This window comes from Kribbella pittospori, assembly GCF_004331465.1.
Lineage (GTDB): Bacteria > Actinomycetota > Actinomycetes > Propionibacteriales > Kribbellaceae > Kribbella > Kribbella pittospori.
In genome coordinates, this window is record NZ_SJKB01000014.1 from 26,908 (window position 1) to 50,434 (window position 23,527).

The following is a 23,527-nucleotide window of genomic DNA, read 5'->3' on the forward strand; positions in this document are numbered from 1 at the left end:
GATGCATGGCAGACACCATCACGATTCGTACGGATGCAGAGACCGAGCATGCGCTGGACGTGCTGACGCACGACGGCAGTTCGCGATCGGCGGCGATCAGGCTGGCTCTGCTCGAGGCCGCCCAGCGCAGAGAGCGTGCCGCTGCGATGCGTCGCGCCGTACTGCGGATGCCCCTCGGCGAGCCCGACGGTGTGGATGTCGCGGCCGAGATCTCGCGTGACCGGGAGGGCGAGCGGTGATGATCTACCTCGACTCGGCCGCCATCGTGAAGCTCGTGCACGCCGAGTCCGAGTCACAGGCCTTGCGCGACTGGCTCGACGAACGAGCCGATGTCGCGTGGGTGAGTTCGGTGCTGGCCGAGATCGAGTCGGCCCGCGCGCTGGCCCGGCACGCGCCGGAAGCCGTGACCCGGCTCCAGTTGGTACTCGACCTGATGGACCTGGTGGAGCTGGATGCCGGTACGCGCATCCTCGCGCAGACCGTGAAGCCGGCAACCGTCCGCAGCCTGGACGCGATCCACCTGGCCACCGCCCTCCGCATCGACCCACAGATCACCTCGTTCGTCACCTACGACAAACGCCTGGCCGACGCCGCCCGCTCCGCGGGCCTGACGGTCGACCTACCGGCCTGAGCTCAGTTCCTGGGTTCCAGTGGGTACGGCGATCGGCCGGTGAAATGGCGCGGGTTCCCGTACTCGAGGTTGTCCTGGCCGCCGAAGTTCGTGTGCACGAACTGCTGAGATGACGCGGCGCGGCTGAAGTAGCCGGCTCCGTACGGCGCGAAGCCCGGTCCGGCGTCCCAGTACGGGACTCGATGGCCGCCCTGTTCGGCGTAGCGGATCGACGGCTCCGTGCCCGCAGTGATGCGAGCGGCATCGTCTGCACACGCGGGGAGCTTCCGGGTTCCGCGTCCTGGCTCGGTCCACAGCACGTCGGCAACCGACGGACCGTGTTGTGGGTCGAAGAAGCACGGCACTCGGCGCTCAGGCACCGGCTGCCCGGCGATTGTCGCCGTGTAGCGCAGTACGGCGTACTGCGCGTCGGCCAGCGTCTGCGTGATCGCGCCGGCCGCGGCTGGGTTGCGGAGATCCCGACTCGCCTCGAGTGCGGACGAGTATGCAACCCCTGCCTCTGCGTAGTCCGCCGAGTCACCCGCCGGCAACTGCCGATACTGCTCTCCGAATCGGGCAACATCGTCCGTCACCATCGCGCGCAACGACTCCAGCAGTTCGGCCGACTGCTGCAGTCGCAGGTGCTGACGCCACGCGATCCACCCTGCGATCCCGATCCCCACTACCCCCAGGCTGATGTACAGCCACAACATCCTCCAACGGTACGCGCTTCTGCGGTTGGTATCAGGCCATTGACAGCATGTTGTCGACATGACAGCATGTTGTCTATGAAGACAGCTTATGTGGGCGTGTATGAGACGTGGGCGGACTGGGAGATCGGGTATCTGCTGGTTGAGTTGCGGACCGGGCGGTTCACGGGGGTGCCGTGGACGGTGGTGACTGTGGGGGAGACGGTCGAGCCGGTGGTGACGATGGGTGGGATGCGGATCGTGCCGGACGTGGCGTTGGCTGACGTTGAGCCTGATGAAGGCGATCTGCTGGTGCTGGCGGGGTCGGGGCAGTGGGATGACGGGCGCGGGGACGAGTTCGCGAAGTTGGCGCAGCGGTTCCTCGACGCGGGCATTCCGGTGGCGGCGATCTGTGGCGCGACGGCTGGGCTGGCTCGGGCGGGGTTGCTGGACGAACGCAAGCACACCAGTGCGGTGAAGGAGTACCTGCAGGCCACCGGCTACCAGGGCAGCGACAACTACGTCGACGAGCGAGCGGTCATCGGTGGGGATCTGATCACGGCGGGACCGGACTCGCCGGTGCAGTTCGCGCGGGCGACGCTGCAGCGGCTCGGCCTCGCGGACGATCGCAAGCTGGATGCGTACGAAGGCGTGTTCCACCGCGCCGACCCATCGGCGTACCCGATCCTGGTGGGATGACGGTTCCACCTCGCAAGGATTGGCCGCAGCCTGGGCCTGCGACGGAAGGTGGTGTGCTGTTGACCGACGTCATCCTCGCCACCTTCCGGCTGAACGCCCGGCTGATGGAGGCCGCCCAGGACCTGGCTGCGCACGGCGGGCTGACCGCCGCGTGGTGGCAGGTCCTCGGCGGCGTCCTGGACGAGCCGCGGTCGGTCGCCGAGGTCGGCCGCATCATGGGCGTGAGCCGGCAGGGCGTCCAGCGCATCGCCGACCTGCTGGTCGAACGCGGCCTGGCCGAGTACCAGCCGAATCCGGCGCATCGTCGCGCGAAACTGCTCGCCTGTACCGAGGCCGGCTACTGGGCGATCCGGCAGATCGCCGTCGCCCAGCACCCGTTCGCCGCCAAGCTCAGCAAGGACGTTGCCCTCGACGATCTGCGTACGACGCTCGACACCATGCGGACCCTGATCACCAGGCTGGAAGAAGCCTGACCGTCAGACTGCGCCCGTAGGTGTGCCGCGTCGTGAACGTCAGCCGCGTCCCTGTCACCGTTCGCGTGACCTCTACGCCGGGGTCCGCTGACTCGGGCCGGAGGTACTGCGCCCACAGGTTCACCGTGATCGTGTCGCGCTGCGTGGTCGGGTCGGACACGGCGACCGTGCTCGACCGATCGGCACGCCGTTGCAGCAACACGGACGCAGGCCCGTCGATCGTCAGCCCTGGCAGGTTGTGGTGACCGGAGGTGAACGTGTTCACGCCGGTCAGCCGCAGCCCGAGATGCTGGATCGCCTGCAGCCGTGAGGTGTTCACCAGTACGGCGATCCGCCCGTGCTGGTAGCCGCGCAACGCGGATTCCGTTGCGTTAGGCACCAATGCGTACGCGAGCGATCGCGTCGTGTGCGCCGGCTGCGAGACGGTCAGGCCGAAGACCTGCTTGGTCACGGCCGTGTCCGGATTCGACGTCCGTACCACCCGCCGGCTCCGCGTGACCGCCTCGAGCCCGACCGACACCTGGCTCGGCTGCAGGAAGTAGTACCCGAGCGCCACCCCACCATCCGTGTACCGCAACCACCGCGGATCCGTCGTACCCGTCCCAGTCCAGTCCCGCCCGTCCCGACGTACGCCGGTGATCGCAACCGGCGCGCCCGGCGCCGCGATGCGAGTGTCGAGAGTCGTCGTCACGGCCCGGGACTTGTCGCCCACCCCGGCTGCCAGAACGACGATCTCGTCGTCGAGCATGAACCACGACTTGGTCGCCGACGCGTTCTGATAGACCACGAAGTCGTCCGGCAGGATGTCGCGCGACGCGTACGCGAAGTCGTCCGACTGCACCCACCCAGTCGCGCCGTACGCACCGAGCGTCGCCCCACCGGAGTACACATTGGTCCCGACCGGGAAGTACACATACGTGTTCTGCGACTCCGACGACGAGGTGAAGTTCAGTGGGTGCGACGGGTTGTCGTAGTACGGCGTCCCGTACAGCTCCGGGATCGTCTTGCGGGTCTCGACCGGCGCGGTCACACCGCCGAGCGCGTACGGCGAGACGGTGGTGTAGTAGTCGATCCCGAACGCCTGCGTCTGGTCCTGACCGGCCAGGTAGAGGTAGTGCGCGCCGTCGCCCTGGAACCACGGCATCAGGTTCTCGCCGCTCATGTACTCGTACTTGCTGACCCGCTCCGAGTTCCGCGCCAGCGCGAACGCGAAGCCGGGCCGGCGGTGCACGGTCCGGTCCATCGCGTTGAACGCCGTACTGCTCGCGGCCGGGTTGAGATCGGCCGGCACGATCGCCGGGTCGGCCTGGATGTCGGCGTACCGGGCGACGCTGACCGGCGAGACGAAGCTGGTCGGGTTGATCGTCGGCCGCGACGTGAACTTCGCGAACGACTTCAGCCGACCGGCGTCGTCACCCGTGGCGTAGTCGGCGAGGTCGACGATCGCCTCCACCACGACGGCCACGTCGGCGTACCCGGTGGTGGTCCGCGAGACCGCGCGGCCCTTGACGATCTCCATCATCCAGCCCTCGAAGATCAGCGGCGCGAACCCGTCCTCGACCCAGCCCTGCACCACGCCGACCAGATCGTCGCCCTGCGCGTACTCCGTCCCGTCGAGCACCTTGATCGTCTGCACGACCCGGCTGAGCAAGCCCTTCCCGTAGGAGCCGGTGTAGGCGACGGACGCGTGCTGGATGAACGAGCCGTCGGCGTAGTACCCGTCGGTGACGCCGTGCTGGAGGTTGTACGGATCGACAGTGGCGAACACGGTGAACTGGTCCTGCAGCGCCTTCCGGATCCGCGCGTCGTCGCCGGTGAGCGCGCCCTGCAGCACCCGGTTCGCGGTGATGTCGACGAGGTTGGCGCCGGTGTGGAAGCGTGAGTCGAGGTCGACGTCGCCGTCCTTGCCGTTGCGCAGGTACGCGTCCATCGAGGCGACGTACGTCGAGACGAGCCCGGCCGGAGCGTCGATCAGGGCCAGCGTCTTCGACACGAACGTCGAGATGCCGATCTCCCAGGTGAACCAGTTGCCGTAGTACCCCTTCGACTGGTCGCCGTAGTAGTTGTCATGCAGCCAGCCGAGCTTCTCGGCGACCCTGGCGCGGACCTGCTCGTTGCCCTGCAGGTCCGACGCCGGGCCGGGACGCCGGAAGGCGAGCGCGATCTCGTAGAGATGCTGGTACGACGCGCTGAGATTCGGGTCGCTCGTGCCGAGAGAGAGACCGGCGAACAGTTCGCCCGCGCCGGCGGTGTCCAGCGCGGCCAGCCAGGTCCGGGCGGTGTTGTCGAGGCTGGTGAGCTTGGCTGCGACCTCGGTGCGCGCGTTGGACTCCGGCGTACCGGCGTAGATGCCGATCGCGTTGGTGAGCAACTGGCCGGGGTCGGCATCCATTGCAGTCATGGTCTCGGCCGCGCGCGCGGCAGGTGCGGGGTTGACCGCGGTCAGCAGCGCGGTGGCGGGTACTAACGACAGCAGGCGGCGACGGGTGATGTCCACTGGTACTCCCGGGCGGATGGGAAAAACCTCACGCCCGGAGTCAACCAGCCGGAACTATCCTTCAGCAACCGTTTGCCGCTGACTAATCAGGAACGCGGCTCAGGACCCTCCGGCGCCGACCAGCTGGCCGTCCATCGAGATGATGCGGATGGTGCCGCCGCTCGCCTTGGTCGGGATGACCAGCGCGACCTGGTGCAGGTAGTCCTGGTGCAGGGTCTGCGTGTACTTGACCATGCTGCTGAACGCGGTCGCCTCACCGCTGGTCCAGTACGCGTTCGACCCCGGCTCGACGCGCTGCAGGTACTGCTCGGTCAGTGCCAGGAAGACGAGCGCCTCGCCGGACGACGTGATGAAGGTCAACGGCTCGCCGGACGGGGTGAAGGTGTCCGAGACGCTCGCGATGTACGACTCCTTGGTGTCCGCGATCTTGGCCTTCGCCCGCTGCTCGAGGAGCTTCGCCGACCCCGGTGAGGGGACGAAGTACTTCGCCTGCGCGGACTTCGCGCCGCCGGACAGGTACGCCGCGAGGTTGGTGGCAGCAGAGGTCGGCAGGCTGTACAGCTTGTCGAGGTCGGCCTTCTGCGGCGTCCGCAGTCCCTCCATCGGCGGCAGCTTCATCGCGGCCGACGGGTAGACCGAGTTGGTCAGCAGCCACGGCGTACCCGCGCTCTGCCGCTGCCAGACGCCGAGCTGGCGGCTGTCCGGCGCACCGGAAACGCCGGAGCTGACCACGAACCGCATCGGGTACGACCCGAACTCCGGAGCGCCGATCTGCGGATCGGTGTAGGTGAACGGCTTGGTCGAGTCCTTGCCGGCCGCGTCGAGTTTGCGGCTGATGACGAACCCGGCCCGGGTCTGCGCCAGCGTCGGATCCGCCTCGATCGTCTCGGACAGCTTCGCGTCGCGGTTCGCGTTGGCGCGGTTGTTGAGCTGGTTGTACTTCGCGACGACGGCCTGCGCGTCGGCGAGGGTGACGGCGGGGCGGATGTCGGAGGCGACGATGCTGTTCTTGGCCGGGAGCAGACCGCAACTCGTTGTCGTGAGCAACAAAGCGCCGCTGGCGAGGAGTGCGGCCGTCTTCCGGACCGCTTCGTCGCTCTTCTCGAATTCCGGCGACTCCACCAGAGACACGGTCTCCGGCTCGACGACCGGGTCGTCGTACGTCTGGACGTGGTCGTCGTACGCCGGGGCGCCTGCGCCGACCGGAGTGAGGAGGGCGGGGGACTTGGCGCGGGCGACGGCGGCGGGGGACATCAGCATCGGGGCGGCCGGGATGGGTTGCTTGGCCGGCTTCGGCTGGGGTGTCGGGTAGGTGACCGCCGGGAGGCAGACGGGGATCTCCTCGGTGATCGGCTCGTCGGCGGGCGCACGGTACGCCCGGGGATCGGTCGGGACGGGCGCGAACGGGCTGACCCGCTCCGGCGCGAAAGGCGAGACCGGCTCGGCGACGGCCGGAGCCGAGGCGGCCGGAGTTGCGGCGGCCGGCGCAGAGGAGACCGGCACGGACCGAGCTGGAGCTGGGACGGAGGCGATCCGCGCGGGTGTGAACGCTGGGACCACAGTGGCCGGGCGGCGGCGGAAGGCGAGGGTCAGGCCGAGGGCGAAGAGGACGATGCCGGTGCCGAGGACCAGTAGGCAGATGCCGAAGCCACGGTGCACCTCGACGCCGAAGCGAACGTCGGTGTCGACCGCCGGGCTGCCGTCCGCGTTCATCACCACAACGTCGAACTTGCCGTCCTCGATCGGCCACGCGATCGACCGCGGGCCGTTGCCACCCGACTTCGCGACCCACCAGTCGAGCTCACCGGGCGGTGTCAGCCGCGGGATGCCGCCGCGCATCTGCTGGGTGCTGAACGTCGACGGAACGTCGTACCGGATCACGCGGGTGTGTGCCGCGCCGGCCAGGTAGTTGGAGACGTCCAGGTCCTGCCCGACGCCGACGAACACCGGCTTGTCGCCGGTCGCGGTCACGTGCAGGGTCGGGCCGTGCCGGTCCAGCAGATCGGGCGCGGTGATGACGGCCAGGCCCTTGCTGGTCAACGGCTGACTGCCGGTGGAGATCGTGTTGTCCGGGCCGACCAGCCAGAAGGCGGCCGCGGCTCCGGCGAGGGTGACGACCAGGCCTATCAGGGTCAGCAACAGGCCCAAGGCGGTGCGGGCGAAACGCATGAAGAGGCTCCCGTTGGTACGACGAACCCAGCCCGCGGCGGGGGGACCGGGCAACGAGCACCCACGCGGGCCCTCTCCGGGTCCCGCTGTTCACCCGTTGCCATTGACTAACTGATCCAACAAGGATCTGTTACTGTTTCGTCATTAACGAATGACGGTTCACAAACTCGGAATGGTGGGGGATGGCTCGGCCGCGGCTGGTCAGCGACGACGTGATCCTGGACGCCACTCGCCAGGTCCTGGCCGAGCTGGGACCGGTGAAATTGACGCTCGCAGCGGTTGGTTCCCGCGTTGGTCTGGCGGCTCCGACTCTGGTGCAGAGATTCGGCTCCAAGCGCGGTCTCCTGCTCGCCTCGGCCGCCCGATCGCCGGTGATGGTGCTCCGTGCGGTGGAGGAATCCCAGGCGCGCAACACCTCCCCGCTGGCGACCCTGCGGGACTTCGCGCTGACGGCCGTTGCCCACATCAAGCACCGCGAGGAGCTCGGCAACGGGCTCGGGTTCGTCCAGCTCGACGTCGCCGATCCGGAGTTCCGGGAGCACGCGCTGGCGCACTCCGCCGCGATCGTCGACAGCTGCGCCCGGTTGTACCGCGCGGCCCAGGAGGCCGGCGAGCTGCGCCCGGATGCCGACGTACTGGCTCTTGCTCGCCACACCCTTGTCTGTTTCAACGGCGCGCTGCAGGTCTGGGCAGTGACCGGCTGGGGCTCGCTGACCGAGTTCCTCTCCGAGCAACTGGACCTGATGCTCGCGCCCTACCTCACCGAGCCCGTTGGCTGTGCCTGACTAGGGCTCGGCGTCTTCGCTACTCACCGGCAGTCTCAGACGCAACAAGGCGCCGCTTTGGCACGGCAGGGCTTCGGCCGTCCCGCCATGAGCCTCGGCGACCTGTCGGACGATGGCCAGGCCTAGTCCGGATCCGGGGTGCGCGCGGGCAGCGGGTGAGCGGTAGAAGCGGTCGAAGACGAATTCGAGCTCGCTGTCGGGGATCCCGGGGCCGGCGTCTGCGACGTCGAGGGCGCCCGCCTTGACGCTGATCAGGATCCGGCCGCCGGACGGGCTCCATTTCACGGCGTTGTCGACGAGGTTCGCAACGGCGCGTTCAAGGGCGTCGGGATCTCCGTGGACGAGGGTGGGCGCGCAGGTCAGGTCGAATTCGATCTCTGCTGCCCGACGTGTCGCGCGGGCCGCGACGCGCTCTGCGACGAGGTCGAGGCGGACGTCTTCGGTGTGGAAGGCGGGTTGGCCGTAGCGGGCCAGGTCGATCAGGTCATTGATCAGGGTTCTGAGTTCGCCGGCCTGGCCGAGCGCTTCGGCGGCGAGGTGTGGGGCCTGTGCGTCGGCCAGGTTTTCTGCCAGCAGTTCGAGGTTCACGGTCAGGCTTGTGAGTGGCGTGCGCAGTTCGTGCGAGGCGTCGGCCACCAGACGGCGCTGAGCGCCGACGGACTCGTCCAAGGCGGCGGTCATCCCGGCGAACGCGGAGCCGAGCCGGCCGATCTCATCCTGGCTGTCGGCGGGGATCGGGATGGCAAGGTCGCCGGTCCTGCGGATCAGTTCGACGGTCTCGGTGAGTTGGCGTACCGGGCGTAGGACCCGGCGTGCGGCCAGGCGTGAGGCAAGAGCCGCCAGGAGTCCGGCGGCCACCGTCGATCCGGCGAGCAGCCAGGCGAGTTGGCGCAGGGTGGGTGCTGGATCGGATTGCGGGATCGCTGTGCGCACGAGCGCGCCGGGTGTTCCTGGGAATCCGGCGGTGTAGACGCGGTACTCGATGCCGTTGTAGACCGCGTTACGGAAGTAGGCAGCGGCAGTTCCGTTCGCGACGGCGACGTCGCGGCCGGTGATATCGACGAACTGCGTCGACGGCCCGACCTGGACCGGGTTCGGCACGATCTGCAACTGGGTGCTCCCTATCCCCAGCGGAGCGGTTGGGAAGGCCGACTCGTTGGACGTCCCCTTGAACTTCTCCTTGATGGCTTTCGCCACGTCCGGTGCCTGGCCGGCCGCCTCCACCAGGGAGCTGTCGATCCGGCCGCGGAGGCTGGCTTCCACCGCCGGATACAGGACCACCGACACGAGTACGAGGGCGCCCGCGACGATGGCCCCGCCGGCGATGGCCAGTCGGGTGCGCAGGTTCATGGCTCCTCGCGCAGGACATATCCCAGGCCACGTACCGTCTGGATCAGTCTGCTGCCGCCGTCCGCCTCGAGCTTTCTTCGCAGGTAGCTGATGTAGACCCACAGCGCGTTCGACTCCGGGCCGAAGTCGTAGCCCCAGACGGACTCGAAGATCTGGGTACGGCTCAGCACCCGCCGGGGATTGCGCAGGAACAGCTCCAGCAGGGACAGCTCCGTCTTGGTCAGCTCCAGGCGTCGGCCGGCGCGTTCGGCCCGGCGGCCGCTCAGGTCAAGGACGACGTCGGCGAACTGCAGCACTTCGGCCCTTGCACCGCTGCGTCGCAGCAGAGCTCGAAGTCTGGCCCGCAGTTCCTCCAGAGCGAAGGGTTTGGCCAGGTAGTCGTCGGCCCCCGCGTCGAGCCCGGCGACCCGGTCGGTGACCAGGTCCCGGGCCGTGAGCATCAGGATCGGTGTGTCATGCCCGCCCGAACGCAGCGTCCGGCATACCTCAAGCCCGTTCGGTTCGGGCATGAGTACGTCGAGCACCACCGCGTCCGGGCGGAACACGCCATGCTCGGAGAGGGCGGACGCCCCGTCAGTGGCGGATGCCACGTCGTAGCCGTCCCGCCGTAACGCATGCTCCAACGACCGTCGCACAGCCGGGTCGTCGTCCACGACAAGTATCCGCATGGTCGTCCATCCTCGCCGTCGATCATGAAGTTGTGATGATGTGAGGATGCGGCGGCGGTCAGCCGTTGGCCAGTGACTGCTTCAGATCCCCCAACGCGGTCGTGAGCCGGGCGGCGCTGACCCCGAGTGAGCCCGCGATCTGACGGAAGGCCTTGGACGTCGGATCGATTCCACCGGGAGCCGACACCAGAGCGACCAGGGCGGCTTTGGCCTTGGCTCGATCGACGCCGAGCGCCCCCGCCAGACGTGCCGCCGCGGCGTTGGACGCGAACGGCGAGTTCCGCGGGTTCTCGACCTTGTCGCCCTTCTTTTCGTCGCCGGGACGGGGGCGCCCGGGCTTGAGAAGCAGCGGTTCAACGGCGGCCTTGACCCGCGAGACCGGCAGTCCCAGGTTGGCCGCGACCGCCGCGACGAATGCCTGCGGCGTCACTTTGCTCGTGCCGGCCAGTGACCTCTTGGCCGCGGTCAGCGCGGCGGTGAGCCGATCGGTCGTCACCCCGAGCTTGGCCGCGATCGCGGCGAAGTCGGCATCCGCGGCCGCCTTGGACTTGTCCTCCACCTTTGCCGCGGCACCGGATGTCGCGGCGCCGGGCTTGGGATCCGGACCGGACGTCGCCGCCGACGCCGTACCGGTCGTGGCCAGCGCGGCGAGCGTTACCGTGGCCACGACCAGCCGTGGGCGTTTCATCATCGTGAGTCCTTTCGTCCAGTGATCGCGCCGGACGAGAACCGGCGCCCTGGCAAGAACTCAAACAGCACGGCCTCAGCTGTGGTTTCAGCGAGCTTTAGAGCTTCCTTAGAAGGGCCACGTACCGACGCTGCACGGCGGCTGGCAACAGTTGCCGAGGTCTACAGACTGGCCGGTGAGATTCCGGCGAAACTGGAGGAAGGGGTTCAGGTCGGCCTGAGAGCGGGTGACGGGAATCGAACCCGCGCTGTCAGCTAGGAACCTCGGCTGCCCAACGTTTCGCCGACTCGAGTTCAGAGAGTGGAAACGCTCGTGCCTGTCCGGGCCACAAGACACTCAAGAGCTTGATCGCCGGGCCGGCCCAGCGCGCATTGGTCACAACTGCCATTCGCTCGAAAGCGGCGGGGTGCCGCAAGCCGAGTTTCAGGTCCTCCCAGACGGCCCCGCCCTCGTAGTCATCGAACTCTGGACCCAGGACGTAGACGACACGGACCTTTCCGTGCTCGGCGATGGCCTTGTTGATGACCGGCACGAGGACGTTCTCGTAGTCCTCCTTCTCCACATCGTCGACGGCCTCGAACCCGAGGACGCCAACCGGCATGTCATCCAGAACACGGATCATGTCCATCACTTTCTGAGGCTCCACCGGCCTTGTCAACGCGGCCGCACGTCGACGTCTACGTCAAACGCACGCCTGAAGCGTTCGTTTCACCGGCGTCAGGGCGCATAGTTGCGCAGGTCAACATTCCGGAGCGTCGCTCGGGCAATGTCAGAACTTGTTGCGGACGGTTGCGGGAGGGTCCTGGCGACGGACTCGTGGCGGCATCGGGCACGTAACGGGCACGGCGGCCGAGTCAGCCCGCAGAAATGATGAGACCCCGGGTCAGAATCCTGCCGCTGGCCTGGGGTCTTGTGGTGGAGCGGGTGACGGGAATCGAACCCGCACTGTCAGCTTGGGAAGCTGATGTTCTGCCATTGAACTACACCCGCGCTGCCTGGCGGTGGGACCAGCAGGCGGTGAAGAGCATAGCCGATCGGGCGGGCCGCGGGCACGCCGGGTCCGGCGCGGCGGACCGGTTGGTCGCTGCCGGATCAGCCGAACGGGACGAAGACGATGCCCGGTGCATCGAAAAGACGTGTGCGGGCGGTTTGCGCGAGGGGTTCTTGGGGAGTTTTCCACAAAGGGCACGCTCAGGACTGGGCAGGTTGGTCATCTTCTGGCAGATTAGAACGTGTTGCCGGGGGCAACATTTGACGCAACGTGAGGACACGGTCCTCGGGACCGGACAAGATGGTTGCGGGGCAACTGGATGAAGGGGTGAATGGTGGCAACAGACACGAGTGACGCGCTGGAGAACCTGGAGAAGGAGCTCGTCACATTGGCGCGGCGGCTGCGCAGCCTGCAGCGGACGCTGTCCGACGAGGCGCACCCGGACCTGGAGCCGGCGCAGTACGCGTTGCTGAACCACGTCGAGGAGTTGGCGCCGGTGCGGATGGCCGACCTGGTAGCGGCGCTCGAGGTGGACAAGGGCCCGGTCAGCCGGGCCTGCGCACGACTGGAGGAGGAGGGTCTGCTGAAGCGGGCCGCCGACAAGTCGGACGCGCGGGCGACCCTGCTGACCCTGACCGCGGCCGGTAAGCGCAAGCTGACGGCGGCCCGGAAGAAGCGGCACAAGGTGATCGAGGATCTGCTGAAGGACTGGTCGCCGGCGCAGGTGAAGACCTTCGCCACCCAGGTGTCGAAGTTCAACAAGCTGGCCGACTGATCGTTGCCTGAGGCCCGGGTTTCGGTGCGCCGCAACGGTGCCGGAACCATCGCCGGGACGGTCTGGTGGTGAGGTCACGCCGGGGAGCTGAGGGCTCCGGACGATCCGCCACCAGCCACCCGAACAGGCCGGCCCCGGCATTCCCGGGGATATCCGTGCGACGTGCGCCTTCTCCCCTCGTGTACCAGGGGAGAAGGCACCATTCGAGGGGTTATCCCCTCGAATGGTGCGCGGTCGAAGGCCGGCGTCGGCTGGGCGGATCAGTGGGGCGCTGCTAACGTGCGACCGTGCTGCTCTCCGACCGTGACATATTGGCCGAGCTCGACGCGAAACGGGTCCAGCTGGATCCGTTCGATGCTGCGATGGTGCAGCCGTCGAGTGTCGACGTGCGGCTGGACCGGTTCTTCCGGGTGTTCGAGAACCACAAGTACCCGCACATCGACCCCGCCGAGGAACAGCCCGACCTGACCCGGCTGGTCGAACCCGACGGTGAGGAGCCGTTCATTCTGCATCCCGGTGAGTTCGTGCTGGGATCGACGTACGAGCAGGTGACGCTGCCCGACGACGTGGCGGCGCGGCTGGAGGGCAAGTCCTCGCTGGGCCGGCTCGGGCTGCTCACCCACTCCACCGCCGGCTTCATCGACCCGGGCTTCTCCGGGCACGTGACGCTGGAGCTGTCGAACGTGGCGACGTTGCCGATCAAGCTCTGGCCCGGGATGAAGATCGGCCAGCTGTGCTTCTTCCGGCTGTCGTCCCCGGCCGAGCACCCGTACGGCTCGGCGAAGTACGGCTCTCGCTACCAGGGCCAGCGCGGCCCGACACCGTCGCGGTCGTACCAGAACTTCCACCGCACGGACGTCTAGCAAAGGAATAGCCCCGGGGTTTCCGGGGCTATTCGTTCCAGCTATGTCAGGCCGTCGGCTTCAGGTAGACGAGGACCGACTGGAGGTCGCCGGAGCCGTAACCACCGCCGGTCGGCAGCTGTCCGTAGACGCCACCGTACGGCGACACCGCGACCGGCGACGCCGGCTTGCCGTCGTAGAGGCTCATGTCACTCCCGCCGGCGGACCTACTGTCCGACGGAGTGGCGCCGGACGACGGAGAGTCATTGCCCGACGGAGAGTCATTGCCCGAGGGAGTGTCGCCGGCCGACGGGCTGTCGTTCGAACTCGCGCTCGGGCTGCCCGACGTCGACGCGCTCGGCAGGTCCTGACCCGTCTTCGCGTCCAGCAGTACCGGCTGCTTCTCGGTCTGCACGTACACGACGCCGTGGAACGCCGCGGTCACGCGAGGCACGACGCGCCCTGCGGACTCGCTGGTGAAGCCCCACTCCTTCTTGCCGGTGTTGTCGTCGAAACCTAGGATCTCCTGCGGACCGGTCGCCGCGGCCTCTGTGCAGACGATCGAGCTCACCTGGTCCCAGGTGCACGCGTAGCCACCAGAGTCCCGAGCGGACAACCCGGGCGCCGACTTCACCACGGTGCCGGTCGACAGATCGACCGAGAACAGTGCGGCGGTCTCGCTGATGGTGGCCCCGGCGTACACCGTGCCGTAGAAGAACGCGTGCTTGGCGCCGCCGGTGAGCGGCGTCAGGAAGCCCTGCTTCAGCGGGATCTGCTTCGTGACCTTGCCGGTCGCACCGTCGATGAGCAGGACCCCGGCATCGCCGGCGTCCGTCTTGCTCTCGGGATTCGCGCCCGCGACCACACCGTTGTGTACGGCGCCCGGGAGGACCGCCGGCACGACGGTGGACTTCTTCGTCTGGGGGTCCGCGTACACCGTCGCGTTCTGCGTCTTCACGATCAGATTGCCCCGGGCGGTGACACCAATGGCGACCTGGCCGGTCTGCGGATCGTACTGCAGGTTTGTCAGACTCGGCATGCCGGCCGCGGCGACGCCGGTCCCGTTCACCGTGCTCACCGGCGTGGACACCTCGGCGAGCTTCTGCCCGGACGCCACGTCGATCCACTGGACCAGCACCAGACCCTGCGGTTTCTGCGTGCCGTTGCCCTTGTCGGCCTCCGCGTAGGCGATCACCGCGGCGTCCTTGCCGTTGACCTTGACCGCGATCGGGTCGGTCGCGTCGCTGACCACGGTGGTGTCCGCCGCGGTCGACTCGATCTCCCAGATCTTGCTCGGGTCGACAACGTCGTGGCCGGTGAGACCCCGGTAGTTGGCGACCAGGGCCACCTGGCCGACCATGCCGAGCTTGGGATCGTCGTACAGCTCCCGCCCCTTGAAATCGGGCACCGGGTAGGCCGCGGCGGTGGTGAAGGCCTTGGGAGGATCGAACGACGGGACCGCCGGTGTGGCCGGAGTCGAGGCCTGTTGGCCGTTGTTGTCGCTGCCGGAGCTTGATTCAGAAGCTTTGTCGTCACCGCCGCTGCAGCCTGCCAGCAGCACGACCGCAGCGGTTGCGGTGATCAACGGACGCAACATCGTTGTTTCTCTCCCCAGTTGTGAACCAAGAGTGACGGCGTGAACGCTAGCAGCGTCCGCGGGTCCGAACCGTCACCAAACCCAGACGTTGCAGCAAGTTGCAAAGGGCGGCCGCCGGGCCGTTGATCGGCGCGCCGGTCATCGGACGACCGACAGGCCGGTACCGCGGTGGCCGGACTGCGGCTCGGCCAGGCGGCGCTGCGAGTCGAGGCGGCGCTGCGGGTCCAGGCGGTCGGCGATCCGGCGCAGGACGCCGGCCAGTTCGTAGCGGGGTCCGCTGGTGCGGGGCCGGGCGGCCTTGCGTCCGTGCCGCTCGGCGCGGATCTCGGCGGCGCGCAACTGCTCGTTGACGCGGTGGCGGGCTACCTCTTGGTGTTCGGTGATCATCGTCCTGCTCCCCTCTGGATGGTTTTCGGCAATGCTTCGCCCAGGTCCCGCCGGGCCGTTGCCGGCGGGACCTCCTGGGTGATGGGTGTGTCAGACCTTGGTGACGGTGATGTCGCCGGAGACGGTGCGGGCCCGCAGCATCAGCGCGCGGTCGCCCTCGGCCGGCTTGTCGCTCGGCTCCAGATCACACCGGATCCGTCCGGTGACCGTCTTCAGGTCCAGGTACGTCGGGACGCCGTCGGGTACTCCGATCTGGACGTCACCGCGGGCCGTCTCGGCCTGGATGCTCGGCGCGTCGGCGATCTCGACCGTGACGTCGCCGGAGCCGGAGGTGGCGACCGAGTGGTCGCGGATCCGCTCGATGGTGATGTCACCCGAGCCGACCTTGACGCTGGCGGGTCCGGCCACGTCGCCGACCCGGACGTCGCCGGAGCCGGTGCTCAGCCCGACCGCGTCGCCGGCCTCGGCGATGTTGATCGACCCCGAGCCGGTGCTCCCCCGGACCGCGCCCGCGACGTACTCGGCCCGGACGTCACCGCTGCCGGTGGTGACGCCGAGGTCACCCTCGACCCGGTCGAGCCGGACGTCGCCGGAACCGGTCGACAGTCGCGCGGTGGCCAGCGGCGCCCGCGCGCTGATGTCACCGGAGCCGGTCTTGATCCGGGCTTCCATGGTCGCCGGGGTGGCGATCCGGACCTGGATCTCCGGTCCGCGGCGGACATTGCGCGGGCCCTCGACGATCAGTTCGCCGTCGCGGATCGCGACGAGGACGTCGTCCTCGGTGCCACTGTCGACCTCGAGCGAGACCATCGTCTCGGTGCCGTCGGCCGGCACGATCTCGACCAGGCCGGAGCCGATCTCGATCCGGAGCTTCTCGATCTTGGTCGCGTCCTCGACGATCTGCTGGCTGAAGCCGCTCACTGGGCCCACCCCGTCATCCGCTGGCCCGGGCCGTGGCCGCCACGGCGACGGCGATCCTTGTCCCGGTCACGGTCGTCGCGGTCCCGGTTGCGGCCGCGCCGGCCGCGCTCGGGTCCGAAGACGCCCTCCTCGCCGAAGGGGCCACCGGGGCCGAACACGCCGTCCGGTCCGAAGACTCCGTCGGGTCCGAGCGGCCCGTTCGGGCCGAGCGGTCCATCCGGACCGAACACGCCACGCGGCGGGCGCGGGGGCCGGGGCGGGCGGTTGCCGCGGCGGTTCCGGTCGCCCAGCTCGGTCATCACGGTGCGCATCAGCCACGCGTTCGAGGAGATGCCCTCGGCCGCGGCGGCCTCGTCCACCTTGTTCTTCACCGACATCGGCAGCCGCAGCGTGATCCGTGCGGTCGGCTCGTCGGCGTCCAGGGTCACCTGGTCGGTGTCCTCGGTCTCGGTGTCGTCGTCGGTCTCGTCGTCCGTCTCGTCGGGGCCGGTCAGCTGGCTCGGGGCCGGCGTGACCACGAACTCGGGACGGCCACCGGCCATCCGGAGCTCGACCGAACCGGGGGACAGCTCGCGGCTGATCTCCCCGGCGGCGTCGGACAGGGCTGAGATGAGGGCCAGGCGGCCCGCGTCATCCAGCGTGGCCCCGAGGCGCTGCGCCACGGAGCGAGTTTGATCGTCGGCCAGGGCGGTGGCGTTCTCCACGCTTCGCCGGACCGATTCGAGATAGTGGTCAAGTTCCATGGCTAGAACTATGACGTCATCGTGACGTCACTGTCAACCCCTTCTGATGTCATGACGTCGTCATCGTGGCGCCAGGGCAGAATGTGGGCCAGTCGAAGACCGGGAGGAACAGTGTCCAGAGGAGTACTCGTCACAGGCGCGTCCAGGGGCGTCGGCGCCGCGGCTGCGCGGGCGTTCGCGCGGGCCGGCGACCGGGTCGTGCTGCACTGCCGAGGTGCGGTCGACCGGGCCGAGGAGGTGCGTGCGAGTCTGCCTGGCAATGGTCATGCGGTGGTCACCGCGGATCTCGGTGACTCGGCCGCAATCCCTTCCCTGGTTGACGAATCGGCCGCTGTGCTCGGCCGGATCGACGTGCTGGTGAACAACGCGGCGCTGTTCGTCGACGAGCCGGTCGCGGGGTCGCGCCGGATCGGGCATCCGCTCGCGGAGACGCCGTACGACGAGTGGGTCGCGGCCTGGCGTCGTACTCTCGCGGTGAATCTGGAAGGGGCGGCGCATGTGACCTGGTGCGTAGCTCGGCAGATGCTGGACAAGGAGCCTGCGGAGGGCGGCCGGCGGGGTGCGATCGTCAACGTTGGGTCACGCGGCGCTTACCGAGGAGAGCCTGACGTGCCTGCGTACGGCGCTGCAAAGGCGGGATTGCACGCCCTCGGGCAGTCACTGGCGGTATCGCTGGCGCCACATGACATCACCGTGACGTCAATTGCGCCCGGATTCATCGCCACGGACATGACCGAGTCGTTCCTGGCCGGTCCCGGCGGCGACGCGATCCGGGCGCAGAGCCCGTTCGACCGCGTCGCCACCGCCGAGGAGGTGGCAGACGCGATCTACTGGCTCGCATCTCCGCAGGCGACCTGGTCCAGCGGCTCCGTCATGGATTTCAACGGTGCCTCATACCTTCGTTGACAGCTGTCTCGCAGTGCCCCGACAGGATTGAAAGATGAAGAAGTGATGGGAGGGCACTAGCTCCCGTAGACCTCGAGTTCGACGATGCGGGAGTAGGCGTGGTCGTTGCTGTCCAGGCAGAGGATGCGTACGGCGTCCGCCTGGACCGGATCGAACGTCGACGTCACGTGCCCGAGGGTGTTGCCCCGGACCTGGGTGACGGTCTGCCAGTCGCCGCTGCCGCTGCGGACCTGGACGTCCCAGTCCCGCAGTCCGTTGGTCAAGGCCGGGTACTTGTTCGAGTCGAGCGTGTAGAGCTCGACCCGGTTGATCGTGGTCGGCGCGGCCAGCGCGACGTCGTAGTTGTCGGGGAACACCGCACGCGTGCCGTCGTTCCAGCCGGTCAGGGTGTCCCAGTGCTCGGAGTCCTTGTCGCCGTCGAGCGCGCCGCAGAGCGTGAAGTTGCCGTGCGTCGACGATGCGGCGGCCTGCTCGCCCAGTGCGACGTTGCTGCCGGGGTCCTTCGAGGGCAGCGGATTCACTGTCACCGGGACCGTCAGTCGCGTCTTGTCGACCTGGAGATCGATCGTGTAGCTGCCGGGCTTGGTGTCCCGCGGGACGCGGACCTCCACCGGCGCGGACACCGGTTGGTCGGGGTCGACGGCCGGGAGCCAGGAGGAGAACAGTTCCCGGGACAGTTGCAGCGGACCACTCGGGTCCAGCGTCAGGTCGGCGTACCGGTCCTCGCGGCCGGTGTTGGTCATGGTCAGCGTCAGGTTGCCCGGGAAGCAGGGCAGGCCGACCACGTTCAACTGCTGCGGATCGGTGCTGACCTGTACGTCGGTTGTTGCCTGAGGCATCGAGCCGGACGTGATCAGGGTTGTCGCGGCCACAGCTCCGAAGGCGATGGCCGTCTGCCAGCGAATGCTCATGCCTGCACCTCCGAGATGCCTGAGCGGCCGTCCTCGACGAAGAGTTTCGCGCGGGTGGTGACGGCGCCGTTCTGGACGCTGACCTTGTCGACGACGCGGTAGTCGGAGATCCACCGCTGTGGGGTGATGGTGCAGCTCACGTACCCGCGCTGGAAGTTCCCGAACTTCAGGTGCGGGTTCTCCTTGAGCAAGGTCGCGCCACCCGGGTCGAGGTCCATGCCGTCGATCCCGGACGTGATCGACGTACCGACGAACTCGGCGCCGACGGTTGCGGAGGCCGGATCGGTGAAGTCGAGCTTGAGGTCCGAGGCGACGCTGCGGTGCAGGTCGCCGGCGATCGAGACCAGGTTGCGCACCTTGCGTTGCGCGGCGCCACCGAGGACCCGGTCGCGGGAGGCTTCGTACCCGTCCCAGGTGTCCATCGGGACCAGGACCTCCGGGCCGTCCTTGGTGTCGAGCCGGGCGATCGCGGTCTGGTGCGCCATCACGTTCCAGCGCGAACGCGACGCGGTCCAGCCGTCGAGCAGCCACTTCTCCTGCGCGGCACCGGTGATCGTACGGGCCGGGTCCTTCGACTCCGGACCGGGCGCCTTGGTGCCGTCGCCGTTTGCCTGGTCCGAGCGGTACTGCCGGGTGTCGAGCACGCTGAACTCCGCCAGCCGGCCGAACTGGAATCGCCGGTAAAGCTGCATGTCCGGGCCCTTCGGCAACTGCGCGAGCCGCAGCGGCATGTGTTCCCAGTACGCGCGGAATGCGTTGGCACGCCGTACCAGGAACTGCGCGGGCGGTGCGCTCGGGTGCGCCTCGTCGGCCCAGTTGTCGACCACCTCGTGGTCGTCCAGCGTGACGATCCACGGCGCGACAGCGTGCGCCTGCTGCAGGTCCGGATCGAGCTTGTACGCCGCATACCGCTGGCGGTATTCGTCCAGCGTCACGCACTGCTGCGTGATGTAGGGCTCGTTCGAGTCCGGGCGGATGCCCCGGTCGATGCCGAACTCGTAGATGTAGTCGCCGAGGAAGAACACGACGTCGTGGTCGCGCTTGGCCATGTCGGCGTACGCCGTGTACCAGCCCTCCCAGTTGGCCTGGCAGGAGGCAAAGGCCAGGGACAGGCTGGAGAGGTTGGCGTCCGCCGGCGGTGCGGTCTTGGTCCGGCCGACCGGGCTGAACCGTCCGTTCACGCGGAAGCGGTACCAGTAGTGCCGCCAGGGACGCAGCCCTCGTACGTCGACGTGCACCGAGTGACTCGACTCGGCCCGAGCCTGCGTCGTGCCGTGGCGGACGATCCGGCGGAACTGCTCGTCCTCCGCAACCTGCCATTGGACTTCGACCGGGCGGCGATCCATCCCGCCGAACGGCGCGAGCGGCTCCGGCGCGAGCCGGGTCCAGATCACCACCCCGTCCGGCAGTGGATCACCCGAGGCGATCCCGAGAGTGAACGGATCTCGCCGGTCGGTGCGGCCGGTGGCGCCGGCCATGGCGCTCCCGATCTCGGGAAGACTGCCGGTCAGCGCCAGTCCGGCCGCCGCTCCGGTCACGGTCAGAAAGGTTCGTCGAGTACTACCCACGCGCAAGCTCATCGGCACCAGCCCACCCGATCATCCGTCGGTGATCACTTCTGGAACAGGTAAGTTTCTACCTGCGCAACATGAGGTTACGAGAAGTTCTCACCGACGAATGTGATCTGACCGGATCCGGCCTCAGCGCACGATCTTGCTCGCCGGCGGCGCGGTGATGCTGACCGGCTTGTTGTACTCCGACATCGTCATCACCATCGACACGCCCATCAGCGCGAACGACATCCGGCGGACCAGGTGGGCCTTGTCCATCCCGAGCGTGTAGGTGAGCGTCTTCGGGACACCGGCCGGGACCTTCTTGCCCTGGGCCGCCAGCGCCTTCGCCGTGTTCACGGTGACGTCGTACCGGTCGAGCTTCTGGCCGCCGATCGTCTCGGTGCGGACGAACTTCAGGCTCGCCATGCTCGAGTCGAACGACTTGTAGATCTTGGTCGGGTCGCCGCCGTCGAGCAGTTGGCTGAGCTGCCCGGTCTGCTTGCCGGCGATCTTCACGAACTTGCCGGCCGGCGTGGTGCCGGGGATCGACACGTACAGGATGCCCTTGACCAGCAGGACCTTCGCGGTGCCCGTGCCGAATGCGGCGCCGGTCATCTCCATCGACATGCCGGCCGGCTTCGTGGTCTGGACGCCCTTCATGCTCATCAGGGTCGTGCCGTTGCCGGTCATCGTGCCGACGATCTTCCACGACTTCTGCTTGGACAGCGCGGTGGTCATCGCCGGGACGAAGGTCGTCCGGTTCAGGTGCACCACCGGTGCCTGCTTGAGCGGCTCGGCGGTGGTGTTCGCCGTCGGCGTCGCGGCAGGCATCTTGCCCCAGTCGCGGCCGGCTTCGGGCTTGTCGTTGTTGCCGCAGGCGGCCAGGCCGAGGGCCAGTGGCAGCGTGGCGACGGTGGCCACAGCGGCACGGAACTTCATGAGTCTGCTTCCTCCCCAGGTGATGCGAGCATCGGATCTTAAGGCCCGCATCACCTGCGAGGGAAGTTATTTGCAGCTTCCTGCACTCAGCCGCGCTTGACCGAGGCAAGGAGCAGCTGGGCGACGTCCTGGACCTCGACGGACTCGCGGGCGGTGCCGTCGGCCTGCTGGGCGGTGAGGCCGTCGGACAGCATCACCCGGCAGAAGGGGCAGCCGGTGGCGATCCTGTCGGCGCCGGTGGCGACCGCCTCGGTGGTCCGGTTCAGGTTGATCCGGCTGCCGATCTTCTCCTCCATCCACATCCGGGCACCGCCGGCACCGCAGCAGAACGACTTGGTCTTGTTCCGCGGCATCTCGGCGTACTCCGCGCCCGGAATGATGTCGAGCAGTTCGCGCGGGGCGTCGTACACCTGGTTGTGGCGGCCGAGGTAGCACGGGTCGTGGTAGGTGATCTTCTGGCCGTTGAGGGTGCTGTCGGCGGGCGCGACCGGAGTCAGTTTGCCCTCGCGGACCAGACGGTTCAGCAGCTGGGTGTGGTGGATGACGTCGAGCTCGACACCCAGCTGGGAGTACTCGTTCTTCAGCGTGTTGAAGCAGTGCGCACAGGTCGAGACGACCTTCTTCGCGCCGGTCTCCTTGAAGACCTCCGCGTTCTGCATCGCCAGCTGCTGGAAGACGAACTCGTTGCCGGACCGCCGGGCCGGATCACCCGTGCAGGTCTCGCCGTCGCCCAGTACGGCGAAGCTGACGCCGGCGATGTTCAGCAACTCGGCGACCGCCTGCGTGGTCTTCTTCGCCCGGTCCTCGAAGGCGCCCGCGCAGCCGACCCAGAACAGGTACTCGACCTCGTCCAGCGTCTCGACGTCGGCGCCCACCTGCTTGACCTCGAACGGCAGGTCCTTGGCCCAGTCCATCCGGCCGGACGGGTTCATGTTCCACGGGTTGCCCTTGTTCTCCAGACCCTTGAACAGGCCGTTGAGCTCGGACGGGAACGACGACTCGATCAGCACCTGGTAGCGGCGCATGTCCATGATCGCGTCCACGTGCTCGATGTCGACCGGGCACTGCTGCACGCACGCACCGCACGACGTACACGCCCACAACGCGTCCTCGTCGATGACCGCGACGTCCGCGGGACCGACCAACGGCTTGTCCTGCTCGGCCAGCACCAGCTCGGGCAGCGACTTGCGCTCGTCGTCGGACGACGCCAGCAGGTACGGCGCTTTGGCGTACGCGTGCTCGCGCAGGCCCATCATGATCAGCTTCGGCGACAGCGGCTTCTCGGTGTTCCAGGCCGGGCACTGCGACTGGCATCGACCGCATTCGGTGCAGGTGGTGAAGTCGAGCAGACCCTTCCAGGTGAAGTCCTCGACCTTGCCGACCCCGAGCGCCGCGTCCTCGTCGAGCTCCTCGATGTTCTCGAAGTCGATCGGCGCGCCGTTGACCATGATCGGCTGCAGAGCGCCCAATGCCAGACCGCCGCCATCACTAGTAGCAGGCTTGCGCTTGAACCAGATGTTCGGCCAGGCCGTGAACCGGTGCCAGGCGACACCCATGGTGGCGTTCAGCGAGATCGTGATCATCCAGGCGAACGAGATCAGGATCTTGATCATCGCGACCAGGTAGACCGTGTTCTCCAACGCGGACACGCTGAGCCCGCCGAAGAGCGCCTCGCCGACGAAGAACGTGCTCGGGAAGTGGAACTTGCTGCCCGCGCCCAGCTCGTACTCCAGACCGCGCAGCAACAGGATGCAGATCAGTACGCCGAGGATCGTGTACTCGACGTAGTACGCCTGCCAGGCGGTGGATCCGAAGAACCGGCTGTAGCGGCCCTTCTCGCCCTTCGGCAGGTTGCGCAGCCGGATCGCCATCAGCCCGATGATCGAGACCAGACCGGTCCAGGTGAGGAACTCGCTGACCCACTCGAAGACGAACCAGTGGCCGATCACCGGCAGCGCGTAGTGCGCGTCGAACAACTGGCCGAACGCCGTCACCAGGCTGAGGAACAGTCCGATGAAGCCGAACGCGACGAACCAGTGCAGTACGCCGATGTGGCTCCACTGCAGCATCCGGGTATGACCGAGCGACTCCTTGACCAGCGTGGTGGTGCGCTGCCCCGGACTGTCGGTCCGCCCGGCCGGCTGGCCGAGCTTGATGACGGACACCATGTGCCCGATCGTCTTGCCGAACAACGCGACCCCGACCGCGGCGACCGCGAGCGAGACGACGATGGCGAGGATCTGCATACCAGCGATGTTATTGGTTGGTTACCCGCGAGTCATGTCGGTGTCGGGCTCGTCACGCCAGAGATGTGATTGTGCCCTCACCGATACA

23 protein-coding genes and 1 tRNA gene are annotated in these 23,527 nt (G+C 67.9%); 8 read left to right on the forward strand and 16 right to left on the reverse strand.

Annotation, left to right across the window (positions count from 1 at the left end; all coding sequences use genetic code 11):
• Window positions 1-5 precede the first annotated feature (5 nt).
• Window positions 6-239 (forward strand): hypothetical protein, encoded by a 234-nt coding sequence (locus E0H73_RS34560; protein WP_131363588.1) that lies wholly within the window; start codon window positions 6-8, stop codon window positions 237-239.
• On the forward strand, window positions 239-631 hold the full coding sequence (locus E0H73_RS34565; protein ID WP_131363590.1) for a type II toxin-antitoxin system VapC family toxin: 393 nt from the start codon (window positions 239-241) through the stop codon (window positions 629-631). Before E0H73_RS34560 ends, E0H73_RS34565 begins: the two co-directional genes overlap by 1 nt.
• Before the next feature lie 2 nt (window positions 632-633).
• Here the strand turns inward: E0H73_RS34565 and E0H73_RS34570 are convergent, their stop codons facing one another.
• Window positions 634-1,323: a hypothetical protein gene (locus E0H73_RS34570; RefSeq protein ID WP_131363592.1), complete on the reverse strand. Its 690-nt coding sequence runs from the start codon at window positions 1,321-1,323 to the stop codon at window positions 634-636.
• A 75-nt stretch (window positions 1,324-1,398) separates the two neighbouring features.
• On the opposite strand from E0H73_RS34570, the gene E0H73_RS34575 reads away from it, so the two are divergent.
• Together E0H73_RS34575 and E0H73_RS34580 are read left to right on the forward strand one after the other, a co-directional pair.
• Window positions 1,399-1,998 (forward strand): DJ-1/PfpI family protein, encoded by a 600-nt coding sequence (locus E0H73_RS34575; RefSeq protein WP_202867701.1) that lies wholly within the window; start codon window positions 1,399-1,401, stop codon window positions 1,996-1,998.
• Window positions 1,995-2,471 carry a MarR family winged helix-turn-helix transcriptional regulator gene (locus E0H73_RS34580; protein ID WP_131363596.1) on the forward strand — a complete coding sequence of 159 codons (477 nt, stop codon included), beginning with the start codon at window positions 1,995-1,997 and terminating at the stop codon, window positions 2,469-2,471. The genes E0H73_RS34575 and E0H73_RS34580 overlap by 4 nt, the downstream gene beginning before the upstream one ends.
• On the opposite strand, the gene E0H73_RS34585 is transcribed toward E0H73_RS34580, so the two are convergent.
• Together E0H73_RS34585 and E0H73_RS34590 are read right to left on the reverse strand one after the other, a co-directional pair.
• Entirely contained in the window at window positions 2,449-4,968 is a 2,520-nt protein-coding gene (locus tag E0H73_RS34585; protein ID WP_131363598.1) for a polysaccharide lyase family 8 super-sandwich domain-containing protein, read from the reverse strand. The genes E0H73_RS34580 and E0H73_RS34585 overlap by 23 nt on opposite strands.
• 99 nt (window positions 4,969-5,067) lie before the next feature.
• Window positions 5,068-7,137, reverse strand: a complete 2,070-nt coding sequence (locus E0H73_RS34590; RefSeq protein ID WP_131363600.1) for a DUF8094 domain-containing protein — start codon at window positions 7,135-7,137, stop codon at window positions 5,068-5,070.
• Between the two features lie 182 nt (window positions 7,138-7,319).
• Between E0H73_RS34590 and E0H73_RS34595 the strand changes: the two genes are divergently transcribed.
• Window positions 7,320-7,922, forward strand: a complete 603-nt coding sequence (locus E0H73_RS34595; RefSeq protein WP_131363602.1) for a TetR/AcrR family transcriptional regulator — start codon at window positions 7,320-7,322, stop codon at window positions 7,920-7,922.
• Here E0H73_RS34595 and E0H73_RS34600 read toward each other — a convergent pair whose 3' ends face one another.
• The 5 genes from E0H73_RS34600 to E0H73_RS34620 form a co-directional block, all read right to left on the reverse strand.
• Window positions 7,923-9,272, reverse strand: a complete 1,350-nt coding sequence (locus E0H73_RS34600; protein ID WP_131363604.1) for a sensor histidine kinase — start codon at window positions 9,270-9,272, stop codon at window positions 7,923-7,925.
• On the reverse strand, window positions 9,269-9,940 hold the full coding sequence (locus E0H73_RS34605; protein WP_131363606.1) for a response regulator transcription factor: 672 nt from the start codon (window positions 9,938-9,940) through the stop codon (window positions 9,269-9,271). Before E0H73_RS34605 ends, E0H73_RS34600 begins: the two co-directional genes overlap by 4 nt.
• A 58-nt stretch (window positions 9,941-9,998) precedes the next feature.
• Complete coding sequence (locus tag E0H73_RS34610; RefSeq protein ID WP_131363608.1) at window positions 9,999-10,631, reverse strand: hypothetical protein; 633 nt, start codon at window positions 10,629-10,631, stop codon at window positions 9,999-10,001.
• Window positions 10,632-10,878: 247 nt separating this feature from the next.
• Window positions 10,879-11,250 (reverse strand): SpoIIAA family protein, encoded by a 372-nt coding sequence (locus tag E0H73_RS34615; RefSeq protein WP_131363609.1) that lies wholly within the window; start codon window positions 11,248-11,250, stop codon window positions 10,879-10,881.
• 294 nt (window positions 11,251-11,544) lie between these two features.
• Window positions 11,545-11,618, reverse strand: a tRNA-Gly gene (locus tag E0H73_RS34620).
• Window positions 11,619-11,950: 332 nt separating this feature from the next.
• Between E0H73_RS34620 and E0H73_RS34625 the strand changes: the two genes are divergently transcribed.
• Window positions 11,951-12,394, forward strand: coding sequence for a MarR family winged helix-turn-helix transcriptional regulator (locus tag E0H73_RS34625; RefSeq protein ID WP_238164462.1), 444 nt, complete (start codon window positions 11,951-11,953; stop codon window positions 12,392-12,394).
• Window positions 12,395-12,681: 287 nt separating this feature from the next.
• Window positions 12,682-13,257, forward strand: a complete 576-nt coding sequence (dcd, locus tag E0H73_RS34630; RefSeq protein WP_131363610.1) for a dCTP deaminase — start codon at window positions 12,682-12,684, stop codon at window positions 13,255-13,257.
• 46 nt (window positions 13,258-13,303) lie between these two features.
• On the opposite strand, the gene E0H73_RS34635 is transcribed toward dcd, so the two are convergent.
• The 4 genes from E0H73_RS34635 to E0H73_RS34650 all read right to left on the reverse strand — a co-directional run bounded on the left by E0H73_RS34635 (window position 13,304) and on the right by E0H73_RS34650 (window position 16,884).
• Window positions 13,304-14,833 (reverse strand): PQQ-binding-like beta-propeller repeat protein, encoded by a 1,530-nt coding sequence (locus tag E0H73_RS34635; protein ID WP_131363611.1) that lies wholly within the window; start codon window positions 14,831-14,833, stop codon window positions 13,304-13,306.
• A gap of 138 nt (window positions 14,834-14,971) precedes the next feature.
• Window positions 14,972-15,220, reverse strand: coding sequence for a hypothetical protein (locus E0H73_RS34640; RefSeq protein ID WP_131363612.1), 249 nt, complete (start codon window positions 15,218-15,220; stop codon window positions 14,972-14,974).
• Between the two features lie 90 nt (window positions 15,221-15,310).
• The gene (locus E0H73_RS34645) at window positions 15,311-16,141 is read right to left on the reverse strand and encodes a DUF4097 family beta strand repeat-containing protein (protein WP_238164463.1); all 831 of its coding nucleotides are present in this window, start codon (window positions 16,139-16,141) and stop codon (window positions 15,311-15,313) included.
• The gene (locus E0H73_RS34650; RefSeq protein ID WP_131363614.1) at window positions 16,138-16,884 is read right to left on the reverse strand and encodes a hypothetical protein; all 747 of its coding nucleotides are present in this window, start codon (window positions 16,882-16,884) and stop codon (window positions 16,138-16,140) included. The genes E0H73_RS34645 and E0H73_RS34650 overlap by 4 nt, the downstream gene beginning before the upstream one ends.
• A gap of 111 nt (window positions 16,885-16,995) precedes the next feature.
• Here E0H73_RS34650 and E0H73_RS34655 point away from each other — a divergent pair, with 111 nt between their 5' ends.
• Entirely contained in the window at window positions 16,996-17,790 is a 795-nt protein-coding gene (locus E0H73_RS34655) for an SDR family NAD(P)-dependent oxidoreductase (RefSeq protein WP_238164464.1), read from the forward strand.
• Window positions 17,791-17,846: 56 nt separating this feature from the next.
• Here the strand turns inward: E0H73_RS34655 and E0H73_RS34660 are convergent, their stop codons facing one another.
• The 4 genes from E0H73_RS34660 to E0H73_RS34675 form a co-directional block, all read right to left on the reverse strand.
• Window positions 17,847-18,701 (reverse strand): discoidin domain-containing protein, encoded by an 855-nt coding sequence (locus E0H73_RS34660; protein ID WP_202867702.1) that lies wholly within the window; start codon window positions 18,699-18,701, stop codon window positions 17,847-17,849.
• Entirely contained in the window at window positions 18,698-20,239 is a 1,542-nt protein-coding gene (locus E0H73_RS34665) for an alkaline phosphatase D family protein (RefSeq protein ID WP_238164465.1), read from the reverse strand. Before E0H73_RS34665 ends, E0H73_RS34660 begins: the two co-directional genes overlap by 4 nt.
• 162 nt (window positions 20,240-20,401) lie before the next feature.
• Complete coding sequence (locus E0H73_RS34670) at window positions 20,402-21,193, reverse strand: LolA-like protein (RefSeq protein WP_131363615.1); 792 nt, start codon at window positions 21,191-21,193, stop codon at window positions 20,402-20,404.
• Window positions 21,194-21,279: 86 nt separating this feature from the next.
• A complete protein-coding gene (locus tag E0H73_RS34675) occupies window positions 21,280-23,439 on the reverse strand; it encodes a (Fe-S)-binding protein (protein ID WP_131363616.1) in 2,160 nt (719 codons plus the stop codon).
• Between the last annotated feature and the right edge of the window lie 88 nt (window positions 23,440-23,527).

Coding starts and splice junctions, on each gene's coding strand:
- E0H73_RS34575 (WP_202867701.1), top strand. CDS start 1,399: ATGAAGACAGCTTATGTGGGCGTGTATGAGACGTGGGCGGACTGGGAG.
- E0H73_RS34615 (WP_131363609.1), bottom strand. CDS start 11,250: ATGATCCGTGTTCTGGATGACATGCCGGTTGGCGTCCTCGGGTTCGAG.
- E0H73_RS34640 (WP_131363612.1), bottom strand. CDS start 15,220: ATGATCACCGAACACCAAGAGGTAGCCCGCCACCGCGTCAACGAGCAG.
- E0H73_RS34625 (WP_238164462.1), top strand. CDS start 11,951: ATGGTGGCAACAGACACGAGTGACGCGCTGGAGAACCTGGAGAAGGAG.
- E0H73_RS34570 (WP_131363592.1), bottom strand. CDS start 1,323: ATGTTGTGGCTGTACATCAGCCTGGGGGTAGTGGGGATCGGGATCGCA.
- E0H73_RS34610 (WP_131363608.1), bottom strand. CDS start 10,631: ATGATGAAACGCCCACGGCTGGTCGTGGCCACGGTAACGCTCGCCGCG.
- E0H73_RS34580 (WP_131363596.1), top strand. CDS start 1,995: ATGACGGTTCCACCTCGCAAGGATTGGCCGCAGCCTGGGCCTGCGACG.
- E0H73_RS34635 (WP_131363611.1), bottom strand. CDS start 14,833: ATGTTGCGTCCGTTGATCACCGCAACCGCTGCGGTCGTGCTGCTGGCA.
- E0H73_RS34595 (WP_131363602.1), top strand. CDS start 7,320: ATGGCTCGGCCGCGGCTGGTCAGCGACGACGTGATCCTGGACGCCACT.
- E0H73_RS34560 (WP_131363588.1), top strand. CDS start 6: ATGGCAGACACCATCACGATTCGTACGGATGCAGAGACCGAGCATGCG.
- E0H73_RS34590 (WP_131363600.1), bottom strand. CDS start 7,137: ATGCGTTTCGCCCGCACCGCCTTGGGCCTGTTGCTGACCCTGATAGGC.
- E0H73_RS34660 (WP_202867702.1), bottom strand. CDS start 18,701: ATGAGCATTCGCTGGCAGACGGCCATCGCCTTCGGAGCTGTGGCCGCG.
- E0H73_RS34670 (WP_131363615.1), bottom strand. CDS start 21,193: ATGAAGTTCCGTGCCGCTGTGGCCACCGTCGCCACGCTGCCACTGGCC.
- E0H73_RS34600 (WP_131363604.1), bottom strand. CDS start 9,272: ATGAACCTGCGCACCCGACTGGCCATCGCCGGCGGGGCCATCGTCGCG.
- E0H73_RS34565 (WP_131363590.1), top strand. CDS start 239: ATGATCTACCTCGACTCGGCCGCCATCGTGAAGCTCGTGCACGCCGAG.
- E0H73_RS34675 (WP_131363616.1), bottom strand. CDS start 23,439: ATGCAGATCCTCGCCATCGTCGTCTCGCTCGCGGTCGCCGCGGTCGGG.
- E0H73_RS34605 (WP_131363606.1), bottom strand. CDS start 9,940: ATGCGGATACTTGTCGTGGACGACGACCCGGCTGTGCGACGGTCGTTG.
- E0H73_RS34650 (WP_131363614.1), bottom strand. CDS start 16,884: ATGGAACTTGACCACTATCTCGAATCGGTCCGGCGAAGCGTGGAGAAC.